This is a genomic window from Kitasatospora sp. NPDC005748, assembly GCF_040630735.1.
GTDB lineage: Bacteria > Actinomycetota > Actinomycetes > Streptomycetales > Streptomycetaceae > Kitasatospora.
The window spans coordinates 14,451-35,098 of record NZ_JBEXYD010000037.1; the positions used below are offsets into that span (position 1 = coordinate 14,451).

A 20,648-nucleotide genomic window follows, 5' to 3' on the forward strand; every position below is an offset into this window, starting at 1 on the left:
CGGGGCCGCCCGACCCGAGGGACGGCCGCCCCCGCACCCCGGCCGTCCTCGTCGTGGAGGAGGACGCCGGGGGGCGACACCCGGTTCCGGTAGGCGAGGTGACGCGGCGTCAGTCGAGCGTCGCCGCCTTGCGCAGCAGGACCGACCGCTCGCGGGCGTTGCGGCAGAGCCGGGCGGCGAGTTCCAGCTCCGCCCGCGCCTCCGCGGTGCGGCCGAGCCGGGAGAGCAGCTCGCCGCGCACGCTCGGCAGCAGGTGGGAGCCGGACAGTCGGCCGGCGGCGGCCAGCGTGTCGACCAGGGGCAGCGCCTCCTGCGGCCCCGACGCCATGGCGACGGCGACCGCCCGGTTGAGTTCGACCACGGGGGAGGGCGCGACCCGGCCGAGCGCCTCGTAGAGCAGCACGATCCGGTCCCAGTCGGTCTCCGGGACGGAGGGGGCCGTGGCGTGGCAGGCGGCGATCGCCGCCTGCAGGCCGTACGGCCCGAGGCCGCGCCCGGCGGCCGTCGCCCGGGTGAGCGCGGCCAGGCCTCGGCGGACGGCGGAGCGGTCCCACAACCGGCGGTCCTGGTCCTCCAGCAGCACGGCCTCGCCGTCCGGACCGGTGCGCGCGGGGAAGCGCGCGGCGGTGAGCTCGAAGAGGGCGAGCTGCCCGAACACCTCCGGTTCCGCGGGCAGCAGCGCGGTGAGCGTGCGGGCCAGCCGGATCGCCTCGTAGGCGAGACCGGGGCGCAGCAGCCGGTCGCCGGACGTCGCCGTCGAGCCCTCGGTGAAGATCACGTAGAGCACGCTGAGGACCCCGCCGAGCCGCTCGCGCCGTTCCGTCGCCGGGGGCAGCTCGAAGGGCACCCCGGCCGCGCCGATCGTCTTCTTCGCCCGGGTGATCCGCGCCTGGACGGTCGGCACGGGTACCAGGAAGGCCCGGGCGATCTCCTCGCTGGAGAGGCCGGCCACCACGCGCAGGGTCAGCGCCGTGCGGGCCTCGGGTGACAGCACGGGGTGGCAGGCCACGAAGATCAGCGCGAGGACGTCGTCCTCGATCCGGTCCGGGTCCCAGGGCGGGTCGTCGGACCGGTCCGCGGGCGGCTCGGCGCCCGAGCTCGCCCCGCCCTCGCCGAGCCCGCCGGCCAGCGCGGCGTAGCGGTCGTCGAGGGCGGCGCGGCGGCGGAAGTGGTCGATGGCGCGCCGCCGGGCGGTGTTCAGCAGCCAGCCCACCGGGCTGGCCGGCTCGCCGTCGCGCGCCCAGGCGACGAGCGCCTGGGCCAGGGCCTCCTGCGCGACGTCCTCGGCCAGGTCGAAGTCCCCGGTGTACCGGGTGAGCGCGCCGACGATCCGCGCGGACTCGATCCGCCAGAGGGCCTCGACCGCCCGCCGGGCGGCCGCGCCGCCCGGCGGATCGTCCGGTGCCGGAGGTGTCAGAGCTGGCCGGTCCGCTCGCGCCATGCCCGTTCCTTGATGATCCACTCGTTGTCCTGCGGGAACTCGTCGATCCCCGGCACGCGCCGGATCTCGATCTTGGTGCCGGGGAAGGACGGCAGCCGCTTGGCCCACTCGACCGCCTCCTGCTTCGAGGCCACGTCGAGGATGTAGAAGCCGCCGAACAGTTCCTTGGTCTCACCGTACGGGCCGTCGGTGACAACCGGGGTCTCCCCGCTGACGTCGACCACCACGCCCTGCGCCGCGTCGTCCAGGCCCTCGGCCGCGACGAGCACGCCGGCCCGGATCAGCTCGTCGTTGTAGCGGCCCATGGTCGCGAGCATCTCGTCGAACGGCGTCTCCATCATCTTCGCGATCGACTCGTCGCTGCCCCGCATGATCAACATGTACTTCGCCATGACTGCTCTCCTTCGTCCCGGGGACCGTTCTTCGGTCCTCTCTATCCCAGGTCGAACGGGACGGCCGCGGATCGACACGGCGGCGAAGGAACTTCCGGGCCGGATCCCTCCCGGCCCGACCGGCGGGCCGACCGTTCCCGCCGCCGGGCCGCGGGAACGGTCGGCCGGGGTCTACCCGGCGCTCCGGCCGGCCGCCGCCGTCCGGCGGGCGGCCGGGGCCGGGGTGTCCCGGCCGTCGTCGTCGAGGGCGCGCAGGATGTCCTCGACGCTCTGCTTGGCGTCGCCGAAGAGCATGGCGGTGTTCTCGCGGAAGAACAGCGGGTTCTGGACCCCGGCGTAGCCGGAGGCCATCGACCGCTTGAACACGATCACCTGCTCCGCCTCCCACACCCGCAGCACCGGCATGCCGGCGATCGGACTGGTCGGGTCGTCGGTGGCGGCCGGATTCACGGTGTCGTTGGCGCCGATGACGAGGACGACGGAGGTGGCGGCGAGGTCGTCGTTGATCTCGTCCATCTCCAGGACGATGTCGTACGGCACCTTCGCCTCTGCGAGCAGCACGTTCATGTGCCCCGGCAGCCGCCCGGCGACGGGGTGGACCCCGAAGCGGACGTCGACGCCGCGCTCGCGCAGCCGGCGGGTGAGCTCGGCGACCGGGTGCTGCGCCTGCGCCACCGCCATCCCGTACCCGGGGGTGATGACGACCGACCGGGCCTGTGCGAGCTGCCGCGCCGCCTCCTCGGCGCGCACCTCGCGGTGCTCGCCCTGCTCCTCCGTTCCGCCGGACGGCGCCTCGATGCCGAAGCCGCCGGCGATGACGGAGATGAAGGAGCGGTTCATCGCCCGGCACATGATGTACGAGAGGTAGGCGCCGGAGGAGCCGACCAGTGCGCCGGTGACGATGAGCAGGTTGTTGTCGAGCAGGAACCCGGCGGCGGCCGCGGCCCAGCCCGAGTAGCTGTTGAGCATCGAGACGACGACGGGCATGTCGCCGCCGCCGATCGAGGCCACCAGGTGCCAGCCCAGCGCGAGGGCGAGCGCGGTCACCGCGATCACCAGGCCGAGGCCCGGGCTGACGGTGAACCAGACCGTCAGCGCGACGAACACGCCCAGCGCGCCGAGGTTCAGCGCGTTCTTGCCGGGCAGCATCAGCGGCCGCGAGGCGATCCGGCCGGACAGCTTGAGGAAGGCGACGACGGAGCCGGTGAAGGTCACCGCGCCGATGAAGATGCCGATCACGACCTCGGCGTGGTGGATCCGCAGCAGGTCGGCGGCGACGGCGACCTGGGCCGAGCCCCGCGACTCGACCTCCAGGTAGCTGTTCCAGCCGACCAGCACCGCGGCGAGGCCGACGAAGCTGTGCAGCACGGCGATCAGTTCCGGCATCTGCGTCATCTCGACCTGCCGGGCCCGCCACAGCCCGATCACGGCGCCCAGCGCCATCGCGACGACGATCAGGGCGACCGCGCCGGCGGTGATGCTGCGGGACGCCAGCACGACGGTGGCGACCAGGGCGAGCGCCATGCCGGCGATGCCGTAGACGACCCCGGCGCGGGAGGTGCGGTGCTGGGACAGCCCGGCCAGACTGAGGATGAACAACAGGGCGGCGACCAGGTCCGCGGCATGGGCGGCCGTCGTGGTAGTCATCGGGGCTCAGCCTTTCGAGAACATGGACAGCATGCGGCGGGTGACGGCGAAGCCGCCGAAGATGTTCACGCTCGTCAGCAGGATGGCCACGAAGGACAGGACGGTGACGAGCGCACCCCCGTGTCCGATCTGCAGCAGCGCGCCGACCACGACGATCCCGGAGATCGCGTTGGTCACTGACATCAGCGGGGTGTGCAGGGCGTGGTGGACCTTCCCGATCACGTAGTAGCCGATGACCACCGCGAGCGCGAACACCGTGAAGTTCTCGGCGAGTTGGGCCGGTGCCACGGCGACGAGGAGGAACATCGCCAGCATGCCGAGGCCGATCAGGCCGAAGCGGGCGGCCGGGGTGAGCCGGGGCCGCTTCGGTTCCGGCGCGGCCGGCGCGGCCGCGGGCTGCGCGGCGGGCGCGGCCGAGACGGCCACCGGCGGTGGCGGCCAGGTGACCTCGCCCGCCCGGACCACGGTCACCGCGCGCTGGACCACGTCGTCGAGGTCGAGGACCAGCCGCCCGTCCTTGCCGGGGGTCAGCAGGGTGAGCAGGTTGACCAGGTTGGTCCCGAACAGCTGGGAGGCCTGGGCGGGCAGCCGGGCCGCGAGGTCGGTGTAGCCGATCAGGGTGACGCCGTTGGCGGTGACCACCGTGCGGCCCGCCACCGTTCCCTCGACGTTGCCGCCCTGGGCGGCGGCCATGTCCACCACGACGCTGCCGGGCTTCATCGCCGCCACGTCCGCGGCGGTGAGCAGCCGCGGGGCGGTCCGCCCGGGGATCAGCGCGGTGGTGACGACGATGTCCACGTCCTGGGCCTGCGCGTGGTACAGCTCGGCGGCGGCCCGGTCGTAGTCGGCGGAGGTCGCCTTGGCGTACCCGTCGGTGCTCGCCTCCTGGGCGACCCGCACGGGGAGGTACTCGCCGCCCAACGACTTGACCTGGTCGGCGACTTCGGGCCGCGGGTCGGTCGCCCGGACGATCGCCCCCAGGCTGGAGGCGGCGCCGATGGCGGCGAGCCCGGCCACGCCGGCGCCGGCCACCAGGACCTTCGCCGGCGGGACCTTGCCCGCGGCGGTCACCTGGCCGGTGAAGAAGCGGCCGAACACGTGGGCGGCCTCGATCACGGCCCGGTACCCGGCGATGTTCGCCATCGAGCTGAGCACGTCCATCGACTGCGCGCGCGAGATCCGGGGCACCGCGTCCAGGGCGAGCGCGGTGACCGGGCGCGCGGACAGCGCCTCCAGCAGGTCGGGCCGCTGGGCCGGTGCGAGCAGGCCGACCAGGGTCGCGCCGTCGCTCAGCCGGGCGATCTCGTCGGTGGACGGCGCGTTGACCTTCAGGACGATGTCGGCCCGCCAGGCGTCCCCGATCCGCGCGCCGGCCTCGGTGTAGGCCTCGTCGGCGAAGCCGGAGGCCGCGCCGGCCTCGGACTCGACCGCGACCTCGTAGCCGAGCGCCAGCAGTCCGCGCACCGTCGAGGGTGTCGCGGCGACGCGGGTCTCCCCGGTAGCCGATTCGGCGACCACACCGATGCGCAGCGGGGGGTGGTGCGTGGCGTCCTGTGCAGACATCACTCGTGCCTCTCTCGTCGGAGGAACTCTTGACGGCGGGACCTGCGCCCGAAGGGGGAGTCTCCTCCCCTTGGACGCAGGAACCTACCCGCCCGGGCCCTGCCGGGGGACGGGGCGAGGCCGTGACATGCTTCACCCGTTCGCGCCCTGTCGGGCGGGTCGGGTCGCGTGCTCGCCATCCGGGTGCGCCCCGGGCGTCGTGCCATCCTCGCTCCGCCGCAGGGTTTCTGACACCCCGTCCGATCGGCCTTCGCTTCGCGCCCGCGTTCGGTAACAAAGGTTGCCAGATGCGTTTTCGGAAACTAGGGTTGTCGCATGACTTCGGCTGAGATCACCCTGGAAGAGCAGGCGCAGCTGGCCAAGGCGCTCCTCGACGCCCTGAATCCGCTCGCCTCGGCCCTCCACGCGCGCACGTCCGGGCTGCCCGAGGAGCGGATGTGGGAGGCGGAGCCGGTCGAGGTGACCCTGTCCGTCCTCGCCGCCTGGAGGGTGGTGGACGCGGAGGTCAAGCGGCTGACGGCGATCGCGGCCGGCACCGCCGGCTCCTACGGCGCGAGCTACGAGCAGCTCGGCGCGGTGTGGGGGATCACCCGGCAGGGCGCGCGCAAGAAGTGGCCCGAGGCGGTCACCCGCCCCGCGGCGCGGGCAGGCGCGGCCCTGCGGCTGTTCGGCGGTACGGCCGAGCTGGTGCGGGCCCCGGAGTCCGGCGGCTGGAGCTGGTCGGGCGAGGGTGCGGACGGCACGCGCGGCGCCGCCGACACCCGGTGCGCGAGCAAGGAGGAGGCCGCCGCCCACGCCGGAGCCTTCCTGGCGGCGCACGCCGCCTGACCCTCGCTGGCCGGCCACCCCGCCGGACCCTCGCTGGCCGGCCACCCCGCCGGACGGAGGTGGCCGGGGCGGTCGGGCTTGTGTGATCATCTCCGGATGATCTTCCGCGCTGCCACCGCAGACCCCTCCGACCTGGACCGTGCCGTCGCCTACCCGGCCGACGGCCCCGTCCCCGCCCTGACCGCCGAGAAGGTCCGCGAGGAGCTCGCCGAGAACCGGATCCGCCCCGAGTGGGTCTGGGTCGCCCAGGACGAGGACGGCGGGATCCTGGCCCGCGCCCTGTGGTGGGGCCGTTCCGACAGCGAGCGCCCGATCGCGCTGGACTGCCTCCAGGTCCGCGCGGGGGTGGCCGATCCGGCCGCTGTCGCCACCGCCCTGCTGGAGGCCGGCCACGCCGCCTTCGGGAACCGTCCGGGCTACCACATCTCGCTGCCGCGCGGCTGGCGGGCGGAGCCCGAGCTGGCCGAGGCGGTCGCCTGGCGCCGGCAGGCGGCGGAGCGGGCCGGTCTGACCCGGGAGATCGAGCGGCTCCGCTACGAGTGGACCCCGCGGCGCGGGACCGCCGAACCGACCGGGCGGCTGGTCTTTCGCGAGGGCACCGACGAGGAGTTCCTGGAGGCCTTCGTGCGCCTCTCGCAGGACAGCCTCGACCTGGCGACGCAGAACGAGCTGCTCACCATGGATGCCGGGCAACTGGCCCGGGAGGACTTCGACTTCTATCTGAGCTGCCCCGGCGAGCGCTCGTGGTGGCGGCTGGCCGAGCTCCCGGACGGCACGCCGGCCGGGATGGCGATCCCCTCCGCGACGCCCTACCACCGCAACGTCGGCTACCTGGGCGTCGTGCCGGAGCAGCGCGGCAAGGGCCTGATCGACGAGATCCTGGCGGAGATCACCCGCTTCCACGCGGCGGCGGGCGCCGAGCGGATCACCGCGACCACCGACACCGTCAACGTCCCGATGGCCGCCGCGTTCGACCGTGCCGGGTACGAGGTCACCGAGATCCGCCTGGTCCTGGAGTGCCCCCCGCGGTAGCCCGGGGACCGGTGGCGACCGGCGCAGGTCGCCACCGGCTACCGGAATCTGACGCTCCGTCATCCACTCGTGTCCGGTTCGGAACACGGTGCGCGGCGTGCCCGTGCCACGGGCGGGGGAGGCTCGGGGAATGCGCGGGACGGGGGAGTGGGGAGCGGTCCGGCCGGTCGTCCGCTGGGCGGGGCACCCGGGGACGTCGGGCGCCGTGCTGGTGCTGCTGGTCAACGACCATGTCGCAAAACGGCTCTGGCCGGGTGCGGTCACCGGGAAGGTCAGCGACCTGGCGTGGATGCTGGTCTCGCCGGTGGTCCTGGCCCTCCTGCTGACGCCGCTGCTGCGCCTGCGCGGTGACCGTCCGGCGATCGCCGGGCTGGCGGTCACGGCGGTGACGTTCACCGTCGCGAAGTCCGGCGAGGCCGGTGGCGAACTCGCCTCGACCGTCTGGTCGTGGAGCGGCGTACCGAGCCGGATCCAGGGGGACCGGAGCGACCTGCTGGCCCTGCCGGCGCTGGGCGTCTCCTGGTGGCTGTGGAAGCGGTCGCGGGCGACGCGGCGGCCCCGGCGGTGGGCGGCCCTGCTGGGCGTGCCGCTGGCCGTGGTCGCCATGGTGGCCACCTCCAAGATCGGGGAGCCGCCGCGGCCCGTCCTCTGGCAGGCCGGGGCGCGGGCGATCCTGGACACCGAAGCCGGCCGGTGGGCGTCGCAGGACGGCGGCGCGACCTGGATCCAGGAGAAGCGGTCCGGTGACGTCGAGAAGTCCCGGCGGAACAGCCGGCCGCAGGACGGCCACTGCCTGGAGGGCGAGCCGGGGCCGTGCTTCCGACTGCTCGACTCCACCTCGCCGATCGAGATCAGCGAGGACGGCGGCCGGACCTGGCGGGCCGCGTTCGACCCCGGTCCGCCGTGGCGCGACGAGCCGCTCCCGCCCGCGACTCCGTCACCCACCGGCGTGGACGGGGCACCGGTCGACCCCGCCGTGCCGCCCCCCGGCGTGCCGCCCCCCGGCGTGCCGTACCCCGCTGTGCCGTCCCCCGGCGCGGAACCGACCGGGGGCCGCGCCGGGTACCCCGCAGACCTGTTCATCGTCCCCGCGCCGGAGGGCTGGGCGGTGCTGGCCCACTACCCGGGCGGCGGACTGGTGCGCGGCACCCCCGACGGCACCTGGTCGCGCCGGAGTTACCCCGTCCACCAGACGATCGTCGTCCCCGAGCAGCCCCGCCGTCCGGCGCTGGGCCTGGCCGTGGCGCTGACCGCCGGTTTCGCCGGCGTGCTGGCGGCCACGGGCGCCCGGCTGCTGGTCGCCGCCGGACCGGCCGGGCGGTCGCGCGAGCTGCTGCTCCTGCTGCTCCGTCAGGGAATCTGCCTCCTCTGGGTCCGCCTCGCGGCGTACCTCTGCGGCGGCGAGCTGTTCTGGAAGGTGCCCGGGGTGCTGCCGGCGAGTGTGCTGACGGTGGGCCTGCTGCCGATGCTGTGGTTCCTGCGGCGCGGCCCCGCGCCGACCGGCCGCGTGGTTCCCGTCCTGACCGTCCTCGGCTCCGGGGCCGCCGCGGTGGCGCTGATCCCCTACGTCCACTGGGCGGCCCACCGGCTGGCGGCCTGGTCGGACGCCTCGGACCAGGCCTTCCTCTGGGCCCTCGCCGCCACGGCCGCCGGCGCGGCGGTGGGCGCCCTCGGCCGCCCCGTGGGGCGGTCGAGGCGGGTGTGACGCGACGAGGCGGGTGTGACGCGACCGCTCGGGGTACGAGCAGCCGGTACCGGAGCGCCTCGCCGGTGATCGCCTCGATCCCACGAGATCGCTCCCACGGGCGGGGGAGCGGGTCCGGTCGGTTCGGCGGGGCTCGTCACCGTCCGACGCACGGGCCCACCCCGCGGGCGGCTCCCGGGGGCCGCCCGCCGCCGTGACCGCTCCTACCCGCCGTGCACGAGCTGGATCAGGTTGCCGCAGGTGTCGTCCAGCACCGCCGTGGTCACCGGACCCATCTCGCGCGGCTCCTGGGTGAAGCGGACCCCGAGCGCGCGCAGCCGCTCGTACTCGGCGGGCACGTCGTCCACGGCGAAGGAGGCGGCCGGGATGCCGTCCTCGACCAGCGCCCTCCGGTACGGCCGCACCGCGGGGTGGCCGCTGGGCTCCAGCAGGAGCTCCGTGCCGCCCGGATCCTCCGCCGAGACGACGGTCAGCCACCGGTCCTGGCCGAGCGGGACGTCGTGCTTCGTCACGAAGCCCAGCACCTCGGTGTAGAAGCGCAGGGCCTCGGCCTGGTCGTCGACGAAGACGCTGGTCAGGTGGATCCTCATGGACTACTGCTCCCCGGGTCACGATGCGTTCGGTGGGCACATGGGTGACGGCGGCCGGAGCCGGTCGGTCCGGCCCGGCGTGCGGACGGCTCTGACGCCCCGGGCCGGCCGTCCCGTTCTACCAGGCCGTCCGGAGCGGAGGCAGCCTCGGCCCCGCCGTGTCGCGACCGGGAACTCCCCCGGGGGGCGCGCCGGGAACCGGGTGGTTTGTCCGGCCGGATCCGGGTGAGAAGGGGACCGGGTGGGAAGAGCGTGACCCGGGCGGCGGGTACCCCCACTCCTCGCCGTCCGGGCCCGTCCCGCCACGGCTCAGAGCCCGGCCACCGTGACGACCGCTACCGGCGGCCGGGCGGCACGCCGAATCCGTGCCGCGTCCCGCCGTGACGCCCTGAGCCCGCACCCTCCTCCTGCGGAGGGCCACGGCCATTCGGCGCAGCCCGGCCCGCGCGTCGCCGACCCGGTGCCTAGCGTGGACGGATGACCGATCGTCGGATCGCGCGGCCGGCCGCCGGACGGCTGGGCTACCTCGGGGCCGCCGCCGCCTTCGCCGTCTGCATGGCGGGCACCACGCTGCCCACCCCGCTGTACGGGCGCTACCAGGCGGAGCTCGGTTTCTCCGAGCTGATGGTGACGGTCGTCTTCGCCGTCTACGCGTTCGGCGTGATCGGTGTCCTGCTGCTCGTCGGCAACGTCTCCGACTCCGTCGGCCGCCGGCCCGTGCTGCTCGCCGGGCTGGCGCTCGCGGCCTGCAGCGCCGTCGCCTTCCTGGCGGAGGGCGGTCTGCCGCTGCTCTGCCTGGGGCGGCTGCTGTCCGGCCTGTCGGCGGGTCTGTTCACCGGGACGGCCACCGCGTACGTGCTGGAACTCGCCCCGACGGGGCGCGAGGCCATGGCGGGTTTCGTGGCGACCGCCGCCAACATGGGCGGCCTGGGCTGCGGCCCCCTGCTGTCGGGGCTGCTCGCCGAGTACGCGCCCGGGCCGCTGGTGCTGCCGTTCGTCGTGCACCTGGTGCTGCTCGCCGCTTCGTTCGCGGTCCTCTGGTTCCTCCCGGAGACGGTCGACGGGGCCCGGCCGCTGCGCACCGCCCGGCCGCACCGGCCGTCGCTGCCACCGGAGGTCCGGGGGGTGTTCGTGCCGGCCGGGATCGCCGCCTTCGCGGGCTTCGCCCTGCTGGGCGTCTTCACCTCGGTCAGCCCCGCCTTCCTCGCCGAGAGCCTGGACGTCCACAACTCCGCGGTCGTCGGCCTGATCGTCTTCACGGCCTTCTTCGCGTCCACCCTCGGCCAGCTCCTGGTGCCCCGCCTGGGTACGGCACGGGCGATCCCGCTCGGCTGCCTGGTGCTCATCGCCGGGCTGGCCCTGCTGGCCGCCTCGCTCGCCCGGACCACCCTCCCGCCGCTGGTGCTCAGCGCCCTGGTGGGCGGCGCCGGCCAGGGCATGGGCCTGCGCGGCGCGGTGGGCGAGATCGCCGCCGCCGCTCCCGCCGAGCACCGCGGCGGCGCGCTCTCGGCGCTCTTCGTGGTCGCCTACTTCGGCATCTCGATCCCGGTCATCGGGGTCGGCCTGCTCGCCGAACCGCTCGGCCTGGCCGACGCCGGCCTGGTCTTCGCCGCCTGCATGGCCGTCCTCGCCGCCGCCTCCGCGCTCTACCTGCTGCGCCGGGCCCGCGCCGCCCACCGACCGCGCGCCGGCCACTGACCCCGCTCCGCCCACCGACCGCGCGCCGGCCACCCGCTTGCCGCCCGGCCTCCCGCTCCGCCCACCGACCGCGCGCCGGCCACCCGCTTGCCGCCCGGCCTCCCGCTCCGTCGGCGCGGGAACCGCCCGTGCGGCGTCCCACCCGCTATCCATGATCCATGTCGTCTGCGCACCCCCGTAGCCCCCGGTCCCACCGCCGGTCCCCGACGCCGGGCGGCCGCCCACCCGCGCGTGGTGCCGCGCCGGCGGGCGCGGCGGCCGGCGGTGCGGCATGCGGGTGAGACGGCCCGGCCCGCGCGAAAGGCCGGCTCCCGCGGCGGCCGCCCCCGGCGCGGGCCCGGGGCTGCGCCGGCTCTCCGACTACGCCTGGCGGCTGCTGGTCGTCGCGGTGGCCGCGTACCTGGTGCTCACGGTGCTGGGGCAGTTCCACCTGATCACGCTGGCCGCCTTCCTCGCCCTGGTGATCACCTCGGTGATCCGCCCGCTGGTCGACCTGGCGGCCCGCGCGGTACCCCGCCCGCTCGCCGTCCTGATCGGCCTGGCGGTGGCGCTGCTGCTGCCGGCCGGCCTGCTCGCGCTGATCGGCGAGAACGTGGCGGACGACGTGTCACGCCTCGCCAGGGAGTTCCAGGGCGGCCTGGACCGGCTGGAGAAGCTGCTGAAGGGACCGCCCCTCCACCTGGAGCCGACGTCCTTCGACGACCTCAAGCAGAAGGTCTCCGACTTCGCCGCCAAGCACCGCGCGACGCTGATCAGCACGGTCGTCAACGGCGCCCACCGGGCGGTCGAGATCGGGACGGGCGCGGCGCTCGCGCTCTTCATGTCGGTGTTCTTCCTGCACTCCGGCGAGCGGATGTGGCGCTGGACCGCCGCCCAGCTGCCGCCGGCCGCCGCCGACCACCTCGACCGGGCCGGGCGGGTGGCCTGGCGGACCTTCGCCGGCTACACCCGGGGCATCTTCGTCGTCGCGGCGAGCAACGCGATCATGGTCGGCATCTCGCTGTTCCTCCTCGACGTGCCGCTCGCCCTGCCCCTGACGGTGCTGGAGTTCCTCGCCTCGTTCGTCCCGCTGGTCGGCTCCCCGATCGCGATGCTGGTCGCCGCCCTGGTGGCGCTGGCCGCCCGCGGCCCGGTGATCGCGATCGTGGTGCTGCTGCTGATCGTGGTGATCGGTCAGATCGAGGGCCATCTGCTCCACCCGCTGGTGATGAGCCGGGCGGTCAGCCTGCACCCGGTGGTGGTCGCGGTCTCGGTGCTCGCGGGCAGCATCGCGGCCGGGGTGATCGGCGCGGTGGTCGCCGTCCCCGCCGTCTCGGTGCTCTGGTCGGTCTACGCCGAGCTGCGCCGCCCGCGACCGGCGCCGCCGTCGACGCCCTGACGGCGAGGAAGGATCCGCCGGGTACGAACGGAGGGCGCGCTCCGGCGGCGGGAGGGCGAGGTCTTTCGGACGCGCCGTCGGTGCCCGACCGGCGGTGGCACGCAAGGCCGTTCACGACCGGGTGTCGGACAGGTGTTCAAGAGATGCCAAAATAATGGCGCACCCCCTTGCGGATTGTGTGATCAGATGTGACGTCGCTGTGGCGCTTCCTGCCACAGGGGAGGGATCGGCCTGCCCCCGCACCAGGCCCCGTCACACAGGAGACGTACCATCAACACCGCTATCCGCCGGGCCGCGCGCGGCGCAGTTCCCGTCGTCGTCAGTGCCTCCGTCCTCGCCGCGGGCCTGACCGCCTGTGGCACGGTCGAGCAGCTCACCGCCGCCCAGAAGGTGACCAAGGCCTTCGACAAGCTCGGCGACAGCAAGGCCGCCGGCCTCACCTTCTCCGTGGACGCCTCGCCGGAGCAGATCGTCGCCTTCGGCAACGCCACCGGTGACAAGATCGAGCAGAAGACCGCCGAGGCGCTGTCCGGCCTGAGCATCTCGGTCGCGATGGCCGCCGACAAGCCGCTCAAGGACCTCGACACCTTCAAGAACACCCGGGGCGCCGGCAAGGGGGTGACGCCGGACAAGTCGCTGCGCGTCTCCTACCTGCTCGCCGACAAGAAGGGCACCGCGCTCCTGGAGTTCCGTCAGGTCGACGCCAAGGCGTACGTGCGCGCCGACGCCAAGGGCCTGGTGAAGCTGGTCGGCGAGGACCCGGCGGAGGTGGACGCGGTCGCCGAGGACCTGCCCACCGAGCTGAACCCGGTCAAGGACGTGCTGGCCGGCAAGTGGGTCGCCTTCGACCTGCAGGAGCTCGCGGACACGGCCAAGAAGCCCGCCGACGCCGGCACCCCCGCCCCGTCCGGCCGGCCCACGCTGGACCCGGAGACCGCCGAGCAGCTGGCCGTCTCGCTGAAGGACGTCTTCTCCCGGACCGTCACCTTCGACGACAAGGGCAAGAAGGACGGCGCCGAGCACCTCCTGGTGAGCGCCCCGGCCCGACAGCTGACCGACGAGCTGCTGAAGGCGCTCAAGCCGCTCTCCGCGAAGCTCCCCGAGCAGTTCGGCAAGCTCCCCACCAAGGTCCCGGACGACCTGGCCGACACCAGGATCGGCGTCGACCTGTACCTGAAGGGCGGCACCTTCTCCTCGGCCACCTTCGACCTCGCGCAGCTGGAGCCCAAGGCCGGCCCGGGCAGCACCTTCCCGGTCAAGCTCGCGTTCAACAGTTCCGCCCCGGCGGTCCAGGCGCCCGCCGACGCGGTGAAGATCACCGACAAGGACATCCAGAACGCGACGCTCGCCCTCGTGAGCGCCGCCGCCGGTGAGGCCGGTGGTCCCGGTGCCCCCGCCGGCGCCGGCCGGCCCGGCACGCCGGGCAAGCCGCTGACCGACGCCCAGGTCAAGGAGCTGGTCGGCCTCGGCATGCCCGAGCAGCAGATCCAGGTCTTCAGCCGGCTCGGCATGGACTACGAAGAGATCAAGAGCCTCGCCCAGGAGGGCTGAGAGCAGTCCGGTGGCGCCGGGGCGTGGTGAGTCGGTTCGGCCGGCCCGCCACGCCCCGGCGCTCGTCGGGGCCCGTCCGGCCGCGGCCGGCGTCGCTCAGAACGTCCACCGGGTGTGGCTGTAGACCCCGTCGTCCCGGCCGAAGCCGTACGCGGTGACCGGCGCCACCGCGAACACCGTCACGCTCCCGTTCCGGAACGCGTCCCCGATCCCGTGGAAGGTGCCCTCGGGCGAGGTGATGGGCGACCCGAAGACCTTCGAGGAGGCGGCGGGCCGGTACGACCTCGTCCTCAACACCGTCTCCGCGCCGCTCGACTTCGCCGCCTACCTGTCGCTGCTGCGCACGGACGGCACCACGGTGAACCTGGGCCGCCGTAAATGCCGTGCGCGGCCGCCGGGTTGCGGGTTAGGGTCCTGAACATGTGCTTCCACCAGGTCTACGGCTGATCGGACGGGGCAGGCCCCCGTCCCGTCTCGCAGACCCGAGTGACGCTCCGCCGGCGGGCTCTCCCGCGCCGGGCCGGGCGCACGGGTCTGCCGTGTCCTCCCCGCCGCAGACCTGAAACGAGTGATCGCCCATGTCCCGTCGCCGTGCCCACATCGCGATGGTCGGTGTCCCCGCCGTCAGCCACGTCCTGCCCAGCCTTGAGGTCATCCGCGAACTGGTGGCCCGCGGCCACCGGGTGACCTACGCCAACGACCCGGCGGCCGCCGCGCTGATCGAGGCCACCGGGGCCGAACTGGTCCCCTGCGCCTCCGTGCTGCCGGTCGGTGACCAGAGCTGGCCCGATGACCCGATCGCCGGGATGGACCTCTTCCTCGACAACGCCGTCCAGGCCCTCCCGCAGCTGCGCACCGCCTACGACGACGACCCCGCGGACCTCTACCTGTACGACATCGGCGGCTACGCCGCGCGTGCCCTCGCCGAGTCCCAGGGCCGCCCCGTCGTGCAGCTGTCCCCGACCTTCGTGGCCTGGCAGGGCTACCACCAGGAGGAGGCGGTCCAGCTGTGGGAGCTGCCGGGGGCCGCCGCCCACCGGGCGAGGTTCGCCCGCTGGTTGGCCGAGAGCGGCACCACCACCGACGTGGACGCCTTCGCCGGTCTCCCCGTACGGGTCCTGGCCCTGATCACGCGGGCGATGCAGCCGAACGCCGACCGGGTCGACGCGGACGCGGTGACCTTCGTCGGCCCCTGCTACGACCTGAGCGCGGGCGCGGACGCCTGGACCCGCCCCGCCGGTGCCGAGAAGGTCCTGCTGATCTCGCTGGGTTCGGCGTTCACCCGCCGCCCGGAGTTCTACCGGCAGTGCCTGGCGGCCTTCGGCGACCTGCCGGGCTGGCACGTCGTCCTGCAGATCGGGAAGTACACCGACCCGCGGGACCTCGGCACCGTCCCGTCCAACGTCGAGGTGCACCCGTGGGTCCCCCAGCGGGCGATCCTGGCGCAGGCGGACGCCTTCGTCACCCATGCGGGGATGGGCGGCTGCGGCGAGGGGCTGCTGGCCGGGGTGCCGATGATCGCCGTCCCGCAGGCCGTCGACCAGTTCATGAACGCGGACCGTCTGGTGGAGCTGGGGGTGGGCCGCCGGATCGACACCGAGGACGCCACGGCGCAGACCCTGCGGACGGCGCTGGCCGAGCTCGTCGGCGACCCGGAGGTGGCCCGCCGCTCCGCGCGGCTGCGGGCCGGCGCCCGGGCCGAGGGCGGCACCCGGCACGCCGCCGACCTCATCGAGCGCATGCTGGACTGATCGCCGGGGCGACCCGGCCGGGGCGGTGGGCCCGACCCGGCCGGGGGCCGCGCGGGATCAGCGGTGCGGTGTGCCGCCGACGAAGTCCTTCAGGGCGTCGAGGCGGGTCCGGCGGTCGGGCGGGTAGCGCCGCAGCGCGCGCTCGGCCTTGCGCGAGCCGGGGCGGTAGCGCCAACGGGCCCAGGGGGAGGTCGGCTTGGCCAGCCGCAGGATGCCGACCAGCCCGACCACCAGGGGCACCAGCAGGCCGATCACCCCGAGCGCCGTCTTGCCCTTGAGGATCGTGCCGACGCACAGCGCCAGGTTGACGAGCATCAGCGCGGCGAAGACCAGGTGGTTGGCCGTGCCCTGACCCACATCGGAGAACGGGTTGAACCCGGCGACCAGCAGCAGGCCGACCGCCACCGCGAGGAACGCCGCGTCGACCGACTTGCGGCCCTCCTTCGCCCAGTAGACGTCCTCCAGGTGCAACCAGAGCGCGAACTCGTCCACGGCCAGGGCGGCGCCGGCGCCGAACAGCACGGCCAGGACCTGCGCCCCGGGACTGTCCGGCCGGTAGGAGAACTCGATGGCGCCCGCCACCAGCATCGCGAGGATGCCGTACACCTGGTGGTGCACGTGGGTGCCGCCGACCGCGACGTCGCGGAACGGTCCCCGGCCCGCCCTGATCAGCCGGGTGACGACCCTGGTCCCGGCGAAGGTCAGCACGAACGCGCCGAGCATCCAGAGCCCGACGCCGTGGTTGGGGACGGTGATGACCACCTCGACCTGGACCGATGCGCTCCGCACGGCGGTTCCGTTCCCGTCAGCCGTGGTGCGCGGGGACCTTGAGCAGGTCGCGCATCGTGGCGGAGGGCAGGTAGCAGCGCAGCAGGGCCAGCCCGATCCGGGGCAGGTCGGCCTCGTCGCGGTAGAGCAGGAACATCGGCTCGTAGCGCGGCTGGAACTTCGCCTTGAAGGAGTGCAGCGAGCGGAAGCCGTAGTACGGCTCCATGGCCGCGCCCAACTGGTCGAGGATCCGGTCGAGCACGGTCGGTGCGTGGGCGGGGCCGGTGCGTGCCAGCGGCGCGCCGGAGAGCGAGAGGTAGTGCGCGCCGTCGTCGCGCAGGGCGAGGCAGCTGGAGGCGATCATGAACTCGACGACCGGCCGGAAGCCCTCGCGGCGGCGGCGCATCATGTCCAGGGTCCAGCCCTGCGGCACCCCGTCCGGGCCGTACACCGGCATCCACGAGGTCACCCCGTGGAGGTGTTCGTCGCCCTCCAGCGCCAGGCCGACCCGCATCCGCGGATCCATCGCCTCCTCCACGCCGCCGAGCGTGAAGCCCATCTCCGGCAGCCCCATGTCACCGACCCACTCCTCGGAGATGCCGCGGACCTGGGACAGCACCGGTCGCGGCTGTTCGGCGAGGGCGCCGAGCCGGTACTCGACGCCGTCCTTCCTGGCGCGGTTCAGGGCGGTGCGCACGTCCTGCCAGGCCTTGCCGCGGAACTCCAGGTCCGGCAGGTCGATCACGGTGTCCTCGGCGACCTGGACGGACCGCCAGCCCAGCGCGTCGGTGGTCCCGGCGGCCCGGGCGGTGGCGGAGAACAGGCACGGGACCAGCCCCGCGCGGTCGCACATCTCGGCGAAGCGGGTGATCGTCCGGCCCCGGTCGTCCGGTGCTCCCACCGGATCGCCCAGCGCTACCGCGACGCCGGCGTGGGCCCGGTAGGCGATGTAGCTCCCGTCGTCGCCCTCGGGGAAGAAGTAGGAGTTGTCCGGCCAGGTGGTCATCCAGGAGAGGTTCGCCCCGCCGCGGTGGACCAGCAGGTCCGCGGCCCGGCTGCGCGGGTCCCCGTCGGACGCCGGCGCGGCTGCGGCCGCCGGCTCGGCACCGGGCACCTGCGCCCGGCCGCGCGGCCGCCTGGCCCGGAACGCCTCCCGGCCGGCGATCAGCACCACCAGCTCGGCCGTCCACACCACCGAGGTGGGGACGAACACCGCCGCGCCGGTGACCGTGACCTGCTCGTCGAGCGCCTTGCCGATCACGTACGCGACCGCCACGAACAGGCCCAGCAGCGCGTTCAGCGCGCAGAGCAGCACCGTCCAGCGCCAGGCGGTGCGGCGCCCCCGGCGCAGCCCGTTGACCAGCAGGGCGATCAGCGCCACCGAGAGCAGCACCTGCCAGCCCGGTCCGCCCAGCCCTCTGGTCTCCCCGACCGGACCGCTGCCCGGTACCAGCCAGACGACCAGCAGGATCGCCGCGATCAGGACCAGGCCCGCCACCGCGAGCAGCCGCCACTCCCGGCGGCTGAGCCGGCCGGAGGTCCGGGCCGCGCCCGGGACCCGCAGCCAGTGGGTCGCCACGAGGCCGCCGGCGACCGCCAGGGCGTGCTCCAGGTCGTCGAGCCCTCCGACGTACAGCAGCGAGACGCCGGCGTAGGCGGCCAGGGCCAGCCGCAGCCGCTGCCGCCACGGCGAGGCGAGGGCCGCCGAGGCCACCGCGCCCGCGCAGAGCGCGCCCGCCGAGACGCCGACGTCGACGGTGCCGGCCAGGTCCTTCGCCCAGGTCCACGCGGTGTGCCGGAGGGCGAACAGCAGCAGGGCGGCCAGCAGGACGGCGCCGAGCTGGCCGGCCACCGTCACCGCGGCGGTCCAGCGCGTGCCGAGCCTCGCCTCGGCGAGGCCGCAGAGCAGCACGACGGCGACGAGCACCGGGAGGTAGTCGATCGGTGTCGAGCAGAACAGCGGACCGGTGGCCAGGGTCCACCAGCGGCCCTTCTCGAACGAGGGCAGGCCGTACGCGACGTTCGGGTACCACGACCGGTCGGACGTCGCGTCCCACAGGCCGCCCACGGCCAGCCCGACCACCAGCACCACCACGGCGGTGGCGACGGTGAAGGGGAAGCGCCGCAGCGCGGCGGTGACCGCGGGCAGGACGTCACGCCGCCACCGCGGCTCTGATTCTCCCGGCACCTCGCACCTCCGCACGGTGTGGCCGACACCCCCGCCTCGGGCCCGGAGCCTCCTTGCTCAGCGTAGCCGGATTCGGCGGACGGGGCCGGGCGGGGAGACCGGACCGGGACGGGCCCGTCCGGGCGACGGGACGGCCGCCCTTCGCTAGGCTCGGCGGTATCCGCGGCCCCGCCCTGGCAGCCCGGCGAGGGCGAACGCATCGATCTCGGCTCCCTCGCCTACGACCACGTCACCCGCGCCCGGCTGCGCGCCCTCGGGGTCGGCGCGGGAGTGCGCTGCTGCGAGGTGGGAGCCGGTACCGGCACGATCGCGCGCTGGCTGGCGACCGCGGGCGGGGCCGGCGAGGTCCTCGCCGTCGACCGGGACACCCGCTTCGTCGAACCGTTCGCGGGCGGGGCGCTGCGGACGCTCACGGCGGACATCTCCTCGCCCGACTTCGACCCCGGCGGCCGGTTCGACCTGGTGCACGCGCGCTTCGTGCTGATGCACCTGCCGGAACGGCACCGCGTCCTGGCCCGCCTGCGGGACCTCCTCGTCCCGGGCGGGTACCTCGTCCTCGGGGACCCGGTCGACCTCACCACGGCCGCGCCGCCGGACACCCCGTACCGGCTCGCGATGCGGGCGATGTGGCGGGCGCTGCGGACGTCCATCGGCACGGACATCAGCTGGACCCCCGACTGTCCGCGGCTGCTGCGCGACCTCGGGCTGTCCGAGGTCGGCGCGGAGGTGTTCGTGCCCGCCCTGGTCGCGGACGCCCCGATCACCGCGTTCTGGCTGGACACCTGGGACCGCACCCGCGAGGCCATGCTCGCCACCGGCCTCGTCGACGCCGGGCTCCTCGACGAGGCGCGGGAGTCCCTCGCCACGGGCACCGTCGCGGACCTCTCGCCCGGCCTGGTCACCAGCTGGGGGCGGCTGCCCTGAGCGGCGTACGCCCCGAGGCCGCGCTCAGGGGGCGGTGAACAGCAGCGGGAACCCGAGGGCGAGCCACGGCCTGCGCCCCCAGGCGAGGACCTTGCCCCGGGCCAGCACCGCGTACGGGCCGCACCGGCCGAGGGCGAGCAGGAGGAAGGCCACCGGCTCGGTGAGGATCGTGCAGTCCGGTCGGCGGGCCGGGTCGGCGGAGACCTCGGCCACGCCGTCGCGGAAGGTCACCGTGAACCGGGCGCCGCCGCGCACCCGCAGGTCGTAGCAGGCGGTGTGACCGGCGGCGGAGCGGCCGTCGACCACCCGCGGCATGGCGGCCATCAGGAACGGCACGGTCAGCGCCACCCGGTGACGGTCCACCATGTGCGGCCGCCGCAGCGCGACGGCCAGGTCGTACCCGTGGCCGAGCATATGGGTGATCAGGTACGAGGCCAGCGTGGCCAGGTCCATCGGTCCGAGCGGGGTCAGCACCGCGGTCGACGCGGGCCGGCCGGCACAGGCCTCGGTGAAGGCGCGGGCGTGCCGGACGATCTGCTCGGCGAGGACGACCGCGTCCCGTTCGGGGAACGCGGCCAGGGACGCCGCGTTGGCGGCGGCCAGGCCGGCCGGCGTGCCGTCGCCGTAGGTCCGCCGCTCACCGGCGGCCAGTTCGGCCATCAGCCGGTTGGCCAGGGCGAGATGGGCCGCCGCCTCGCCCATGGTCCACAGCGCGCCCGGGATCGGCCGGCCGGTGTCGGGGCGGTCGCGGAGCAGCGCCGCGATGTCCTCGGCCACGCCGAGGACGGCGTCGAGGAGGGCGGGCTGTACGGAGCCCCGGGGGGCCGGCGTAGGGGTCATGGAGCTGAAGCGTGGACCAGGTGCGCCCGGGTGTCCAGGGGTTCGGCAGCGGAGATTACCGGTGGGTAGGTCCGCCCGGTCGCCGCCGGACCGGCTGGGTGGCCGTCCCGGCGGGGGTGGCGGCCGGGTCCCTCGTCGGACTGTCCGTCAGAGCGGCCGCCCCGAGGGCGGGTCGCGGCTCGCCCGGGGTCCGGCCGTCACCATCGGCCGCCCGCTACCGGCGGGTTGGGTGTCCGGTGCGGGGCGGCGGGGGCCGGACCAGCTGTCCGGGGCCCGTCGACGATCCGTGGACGCTGCCCGCCGCCATCACATATCAGGCAATTAAGACATTTGCCGCGTTCGGGTGAGAAGT

At 74.7% G+C, this 20,648-nt stretch carries 16 protein-coding genes and 2 pseudogenes; 9 read left to right on the top strand and 9 right to left on the bottom strand.

Annotated elements, in window-relative coordinates:
* Window positions 1–109 precede the first annotated feature (109 nt).
* The 4 genes from ABZ495_RS24315 to ABZ495_RS24330 all read right to left on the bottom strand — a co-directional run bounded on the left by ABZ495_RS24315 (window position 110) and on the right by ABZ495_RS24330 (window position 5,043).
* Window positions 110–1,441, bottom strand: a complete 1,332-nt coding sequence (locus ABZ495_RS24315; RefSeq protein WP_359838028.1) for a sigma-70 family RNA polymerase sigma factor — start codon at window positions 1,439–1,441, stop codon at window positions 110–112.
* The gene (locus ABZ495_RS24320; RefSeq protein ID WP_329491558.1) at window positions 1,414–1,833 is read right to left on the bottom strand and encodes a YciI family protein; all 420 of its coding nucleotides are present in this window, start codon (window positions 1,831–1,833) and stop codon (window positions 1,414–1,416) included. Before ABZ495_RS24320 ends, ABZ495_RS24315 begins: the two co-directional genes overlap by 28 nt.
* Before the next feature lie 171 nt (window positions 1,834–2,004).
* Window positions 2,005–3,480 carry a Re/Si-specific NAD(P)(+) transhydrogenase subunit beta gene (gene pntB / locus ABZ495_RS24325; protein WP_359838029.1) on the bottom strand — a complete coding sequence of 492 codons (1,476 nt, stop codon included), beginning with the start codon at window positions 3,478–3,480 and terminating at the stop codon, window positions 2,005–2,007.
* Window positions 3,481–3,486: 6 nt separating this feature from the next.
* A complete protein-coding gene (locus tag ABZ495_RS24330) occupies window positions 3,487–5,043 on the bottom strand; it encodes a Re/Si-specific NAD(P)(+) transhydrogenase subunit alpha (RefSeq protein ID WP_329491560.1) in 1,557 nt (518 codons plus the stop codon).
* Window positions 5,044–5,358: 315 nt separating this feature from the next.
* Here ABZ495_RS24330 and ABZ495_RS24335 point away from each other — a divergent pair, with 315 nt between their 5' ends.
* The 3 genes from ABZ495_RS24335 to ABZ495_RS24345 all read left to right on the top strand — a co-directional run bounded on the left by ABZ495_RS24335 (window position 5,359) and on the right by ABZ495_RS24345 (window position 8,608).
* Entirely contained in the window at window positions 5,359–5,871 is a 513-nt protein-coding gene (locus ABZ495_RS24335) for a hypothetical protein (RefSeq protein ID WP_359838031.1), read from the top strand.
* Between the two features lie 96 nt (window positions 5,872–5,967).
* Window positions 5,968–6,903 (top strand): GNAT family N-acetyltransferase, encoded by a 936-nt coding sequence (locus ABZ495_RS24340; RefSeq protein ID WP_359838033.1) that lies wholly within the window; start codon window positions 5,968–5,970, stop codon window positions 6,901–6,903.
* A 130-nt stretch (window positions 6,904–7,033) separates the two neighbouring features.
* The gene (locus ABZ495_RS24345; protein ID WP_359838035.1) at window positions 7,034–8,608 is read left to right on the top strand and encodes a hypothetical protein; all 1,575 of its coding nucleotides are present in this window, start codon (window positions 7,034–7,036) and stop codon (window positions 8,606–8,608) included.
* A 203-nt stretch (window positions 8,609–8,811) separates the two neighbouring features.
* Here ABZ495_RS24345 and ABZ495_RS24350 read toward each other — a convergent pair whose 3' ends face one another.
* On the bottom strand, window positions 8,812–9,198 hold the full coding sequence (locus ABZ495_RS24350; RefSeq protein WP_359808622.1) for a VOC family protein: 387 nt from the start codon (window positions 9,196–9,198) through the stop codon (window positions 8,812–8,814).
* 477 nt (window positions 9,199–9,675) lie between these two features.
* On the opposite strand from ABZ495_RS24350, the gene ABZ495_RS24355 reads away from it, so the two are divergent.
* From ABZ495_RS24355 to ABZ495_RS24365, 3 genes are all read left to right on the top strand, one after another.
* Window positions 9,676–10,896 carry an MFS transporter gene (locus ABZ495_RS24355; protein WP_359838037.1) on the top strand — a complete coding sequence of 407 codons (1,221 nt, stop codon included), beginning with the start codon at window positions 9,676–9,678 and terminating at the stop codon, window positions 10,894–10,896.
* Between the two features lie 271 nt (window positions 10,897–11,167).
* Window positions 11,168–12,274 (top strand): AI-2E family transporter, encoded by a 1,107-nt coding sequence (locus tag ABZ495_RS24360; RefSeq protein ID WP_359838039.1) that lies wholly within the window; start codon window positions 11,168–11,170, stop codon window positions 12,272–12,274.
* A gap of 390 nt (window positions 12,275–12,664) precedes the next feature.
* Window positions 12,665–13,825, top strand: a complete 1,161-nt coding sequence (locus ABZ495_RS24365) for a hypothetical protein (RefSeq protein ID WP_359838041.1) — start codon at window positions 12,665–12,667, stop codon at window positions 13,823–13,825.
* A 96-nt stretch (window positions 13,826–13,921) separates the two neighbouring features.
* Here ABZ495_RS24365 and ABZ495_RS24370 read toward each other — a convergent pair.
* Window positions 13,922–14,077, bottom strand: a pseudogene (locus tag ABZ495_RS24370) (pyridoxamine 5'-phosphate oxidase family protein); the annotation flags it as partial.
* Here ABZ495_RS24370 and ABZ495_RS24375 point away from each other — a divergent pair.
* Window positions 14,070–14,195: pseudogene (locus ABZ495_RS24375) on the top strand (alcohol dehydrogenase); the annotation flags it as partial. The pseudogenes ABZ495_RS24370 and ABZ495_RS24375 sit on opposite strands and share 8 nt — an antisense overlap.
* Window positions 14,196–14,403: 208 nt before the next feature.
* Window positions 14,404–15,576, top strand: a complete 1,173-nt coding sequence (locus tag ABZ495_RS24380; RefSeq protein ID WP_359838043.1) for a macrolide family glycosyltransferase — start codon at window positions 14,404–14,406, stop codon at window positions 15,574–15,576.
* A 57-nt stretch (window positions 15,577–15,633) separates the two neighbouring features.
* Here the strand turns inward: ABZ495_RS24380 and ABZ495_RS24385 are convergent, their stop codons facing one another.
* Entirely contained in the window at window positions 15,634–16,365 is a 732-nt protein-coding gene (locus ABZ495_RS24385) for a hypothetical protein (protein ID WP_329491570.1), read from the bottom strand.
* Window positions 16,366–16,381: 16 nt separating this feature from the next.
* The gene (locus tag ABZ495_RS24390; RefSeq protein WP_359838045.1) at window positions 16,382–18,532 is read right to left on the bottom strand and encodes a DUF2156 domain-containing protein; all 2,151 of its coding nucleotides are present in this window, start codon (window positions 18,530–18,532) and stop codon (window positions 16,382–16,384) included.
* Window positions 18,533–18,775: 243 nt separating this feature from the next.
* On the opposite strand from ABZ495_RS24390, the gene ABZ495_RS24395 reads away from it, so the two are divergent.
* A complete protein-coding gene (locus ABZ495_RS24395) occupies window positions 18,776–19,456 on the top strand; it encodes a methyltransferase domain-containing protein (RefSeq protein ID WP_359838082.1) in 681 nt (226 codons plus the stop codon).
* A 24-nt stretch (window positions 19,457–19,480) separates the two neighbouring features.
* Here ABZ495_RS24395 and ABZ495_RS24400 read toward each other — a convergent pair whose 3' ends face one another.
* The gene (locus tag ABZ495_RS24400) at window positions 19,481–20,296 is read right to left on the bottom strand and encodes a maleylpyruvate isomerase family mycothiol-dependent enzyme (RefSeq protein ID WP_359838047.1); all 816 of its coding nucleotides are present in this window, start codon (window positions 20,294–20,296) and stop codon (window positions 19,481–19,483) included.
* Window positions 20,297–20,648 lie beyond the last annotated feature (352 nt).

Excerpts from the sequence above, each read along its gene's own strand:
- ABZ495_RS24350 (WP_359808622.1), bottom strand. The coding sequence starts at position 9,198 with ATGAGGATCCACCTGACCAGCGTCTTCGTCGACGACCAGGCCGAGGCC.
- ABZ495_RS24335 (WP_359838031.1), top strand. The coding sequence starts at position 5,359 with ATGACTTCGGCTGAGATCACCCTGGAAGAGCAGGCGCAGCTGGCCAAG.
- ABZ495_RS24340 (WP_359838033.1), top strand. The coding sequence starts at position 5,968 with ATGATCTTCCGCGCTGCCACCGCAGACCCCTCCGACCTGGACCGTGCC.
- ABZ495_RS24355 (WP_359838037.1), top strand. The coding sequence starts at position 9,676 with ATGACCGATCGTCGGATCGCGCGGCCGGCCGCCGGACGGCTGGGCTAC.
- ABZ495_RS24345 (WP_359838035.1), top strand. The coding sequence starts at position 7,034 with ATGCGCGGGACGGGGGAGTGGGGAGCGGTCCGGCCGGTCGTCCGCTGG.
- ABZ495_RS24330 (WP_329491560.1), bottom strand. The coding sequence starts at position 5,043 with ATGTCTGCACAGGACGCCACGCACCACCCCCCGCTGCGCATCGGTGTG.
- ABZ495_RS24360 (WP_359838039.1), top strand. The coding sequence starts at position 11,168 with ATGCGGGTGAGACGGCCCGGCCCGCGCGAAAGGCCGGCTCCCGCGGCG.
- ABZ495_RS24400 (WP_359838047.1), bottom strand. The coding sequence starts at position 20,296 with ATGACCCCTACGCCGGCCCCCCGGGGCTCCGTACAGCCCGCCCTCCTC.
- ABZ495_RS24380 (WP_359838043.1), top strand. The coding sequence starts at position 14,404 with ATGTCCCGTCGCCGTGCCCACATCGCGATGGTCGGTGTCCCCGCCGTC.
- pntB (WP_359838029.1), bottom strand. The coding sequence starts at position 3,480 with ATGACTACCACGACGGCCGCCCATGCCGCGGACCTGGTCGCCGCCCTG.
- ABZ495_RS24315 (WP_359838028.1), bottom strand. The coding sequence starts at position 1,441 with ATGGCGCGAGCGGACCGGCCAGCTCTGACACCTCCGGCACCGGACGAT.
- ABZ495_RS24320 (WP_329491558.1), bottom strand. The coding sequence starts at position 1,833 with ATGGCGAAGTACATGTTGATCATGCGGGGCAGCGACGAGTCGATCGCG.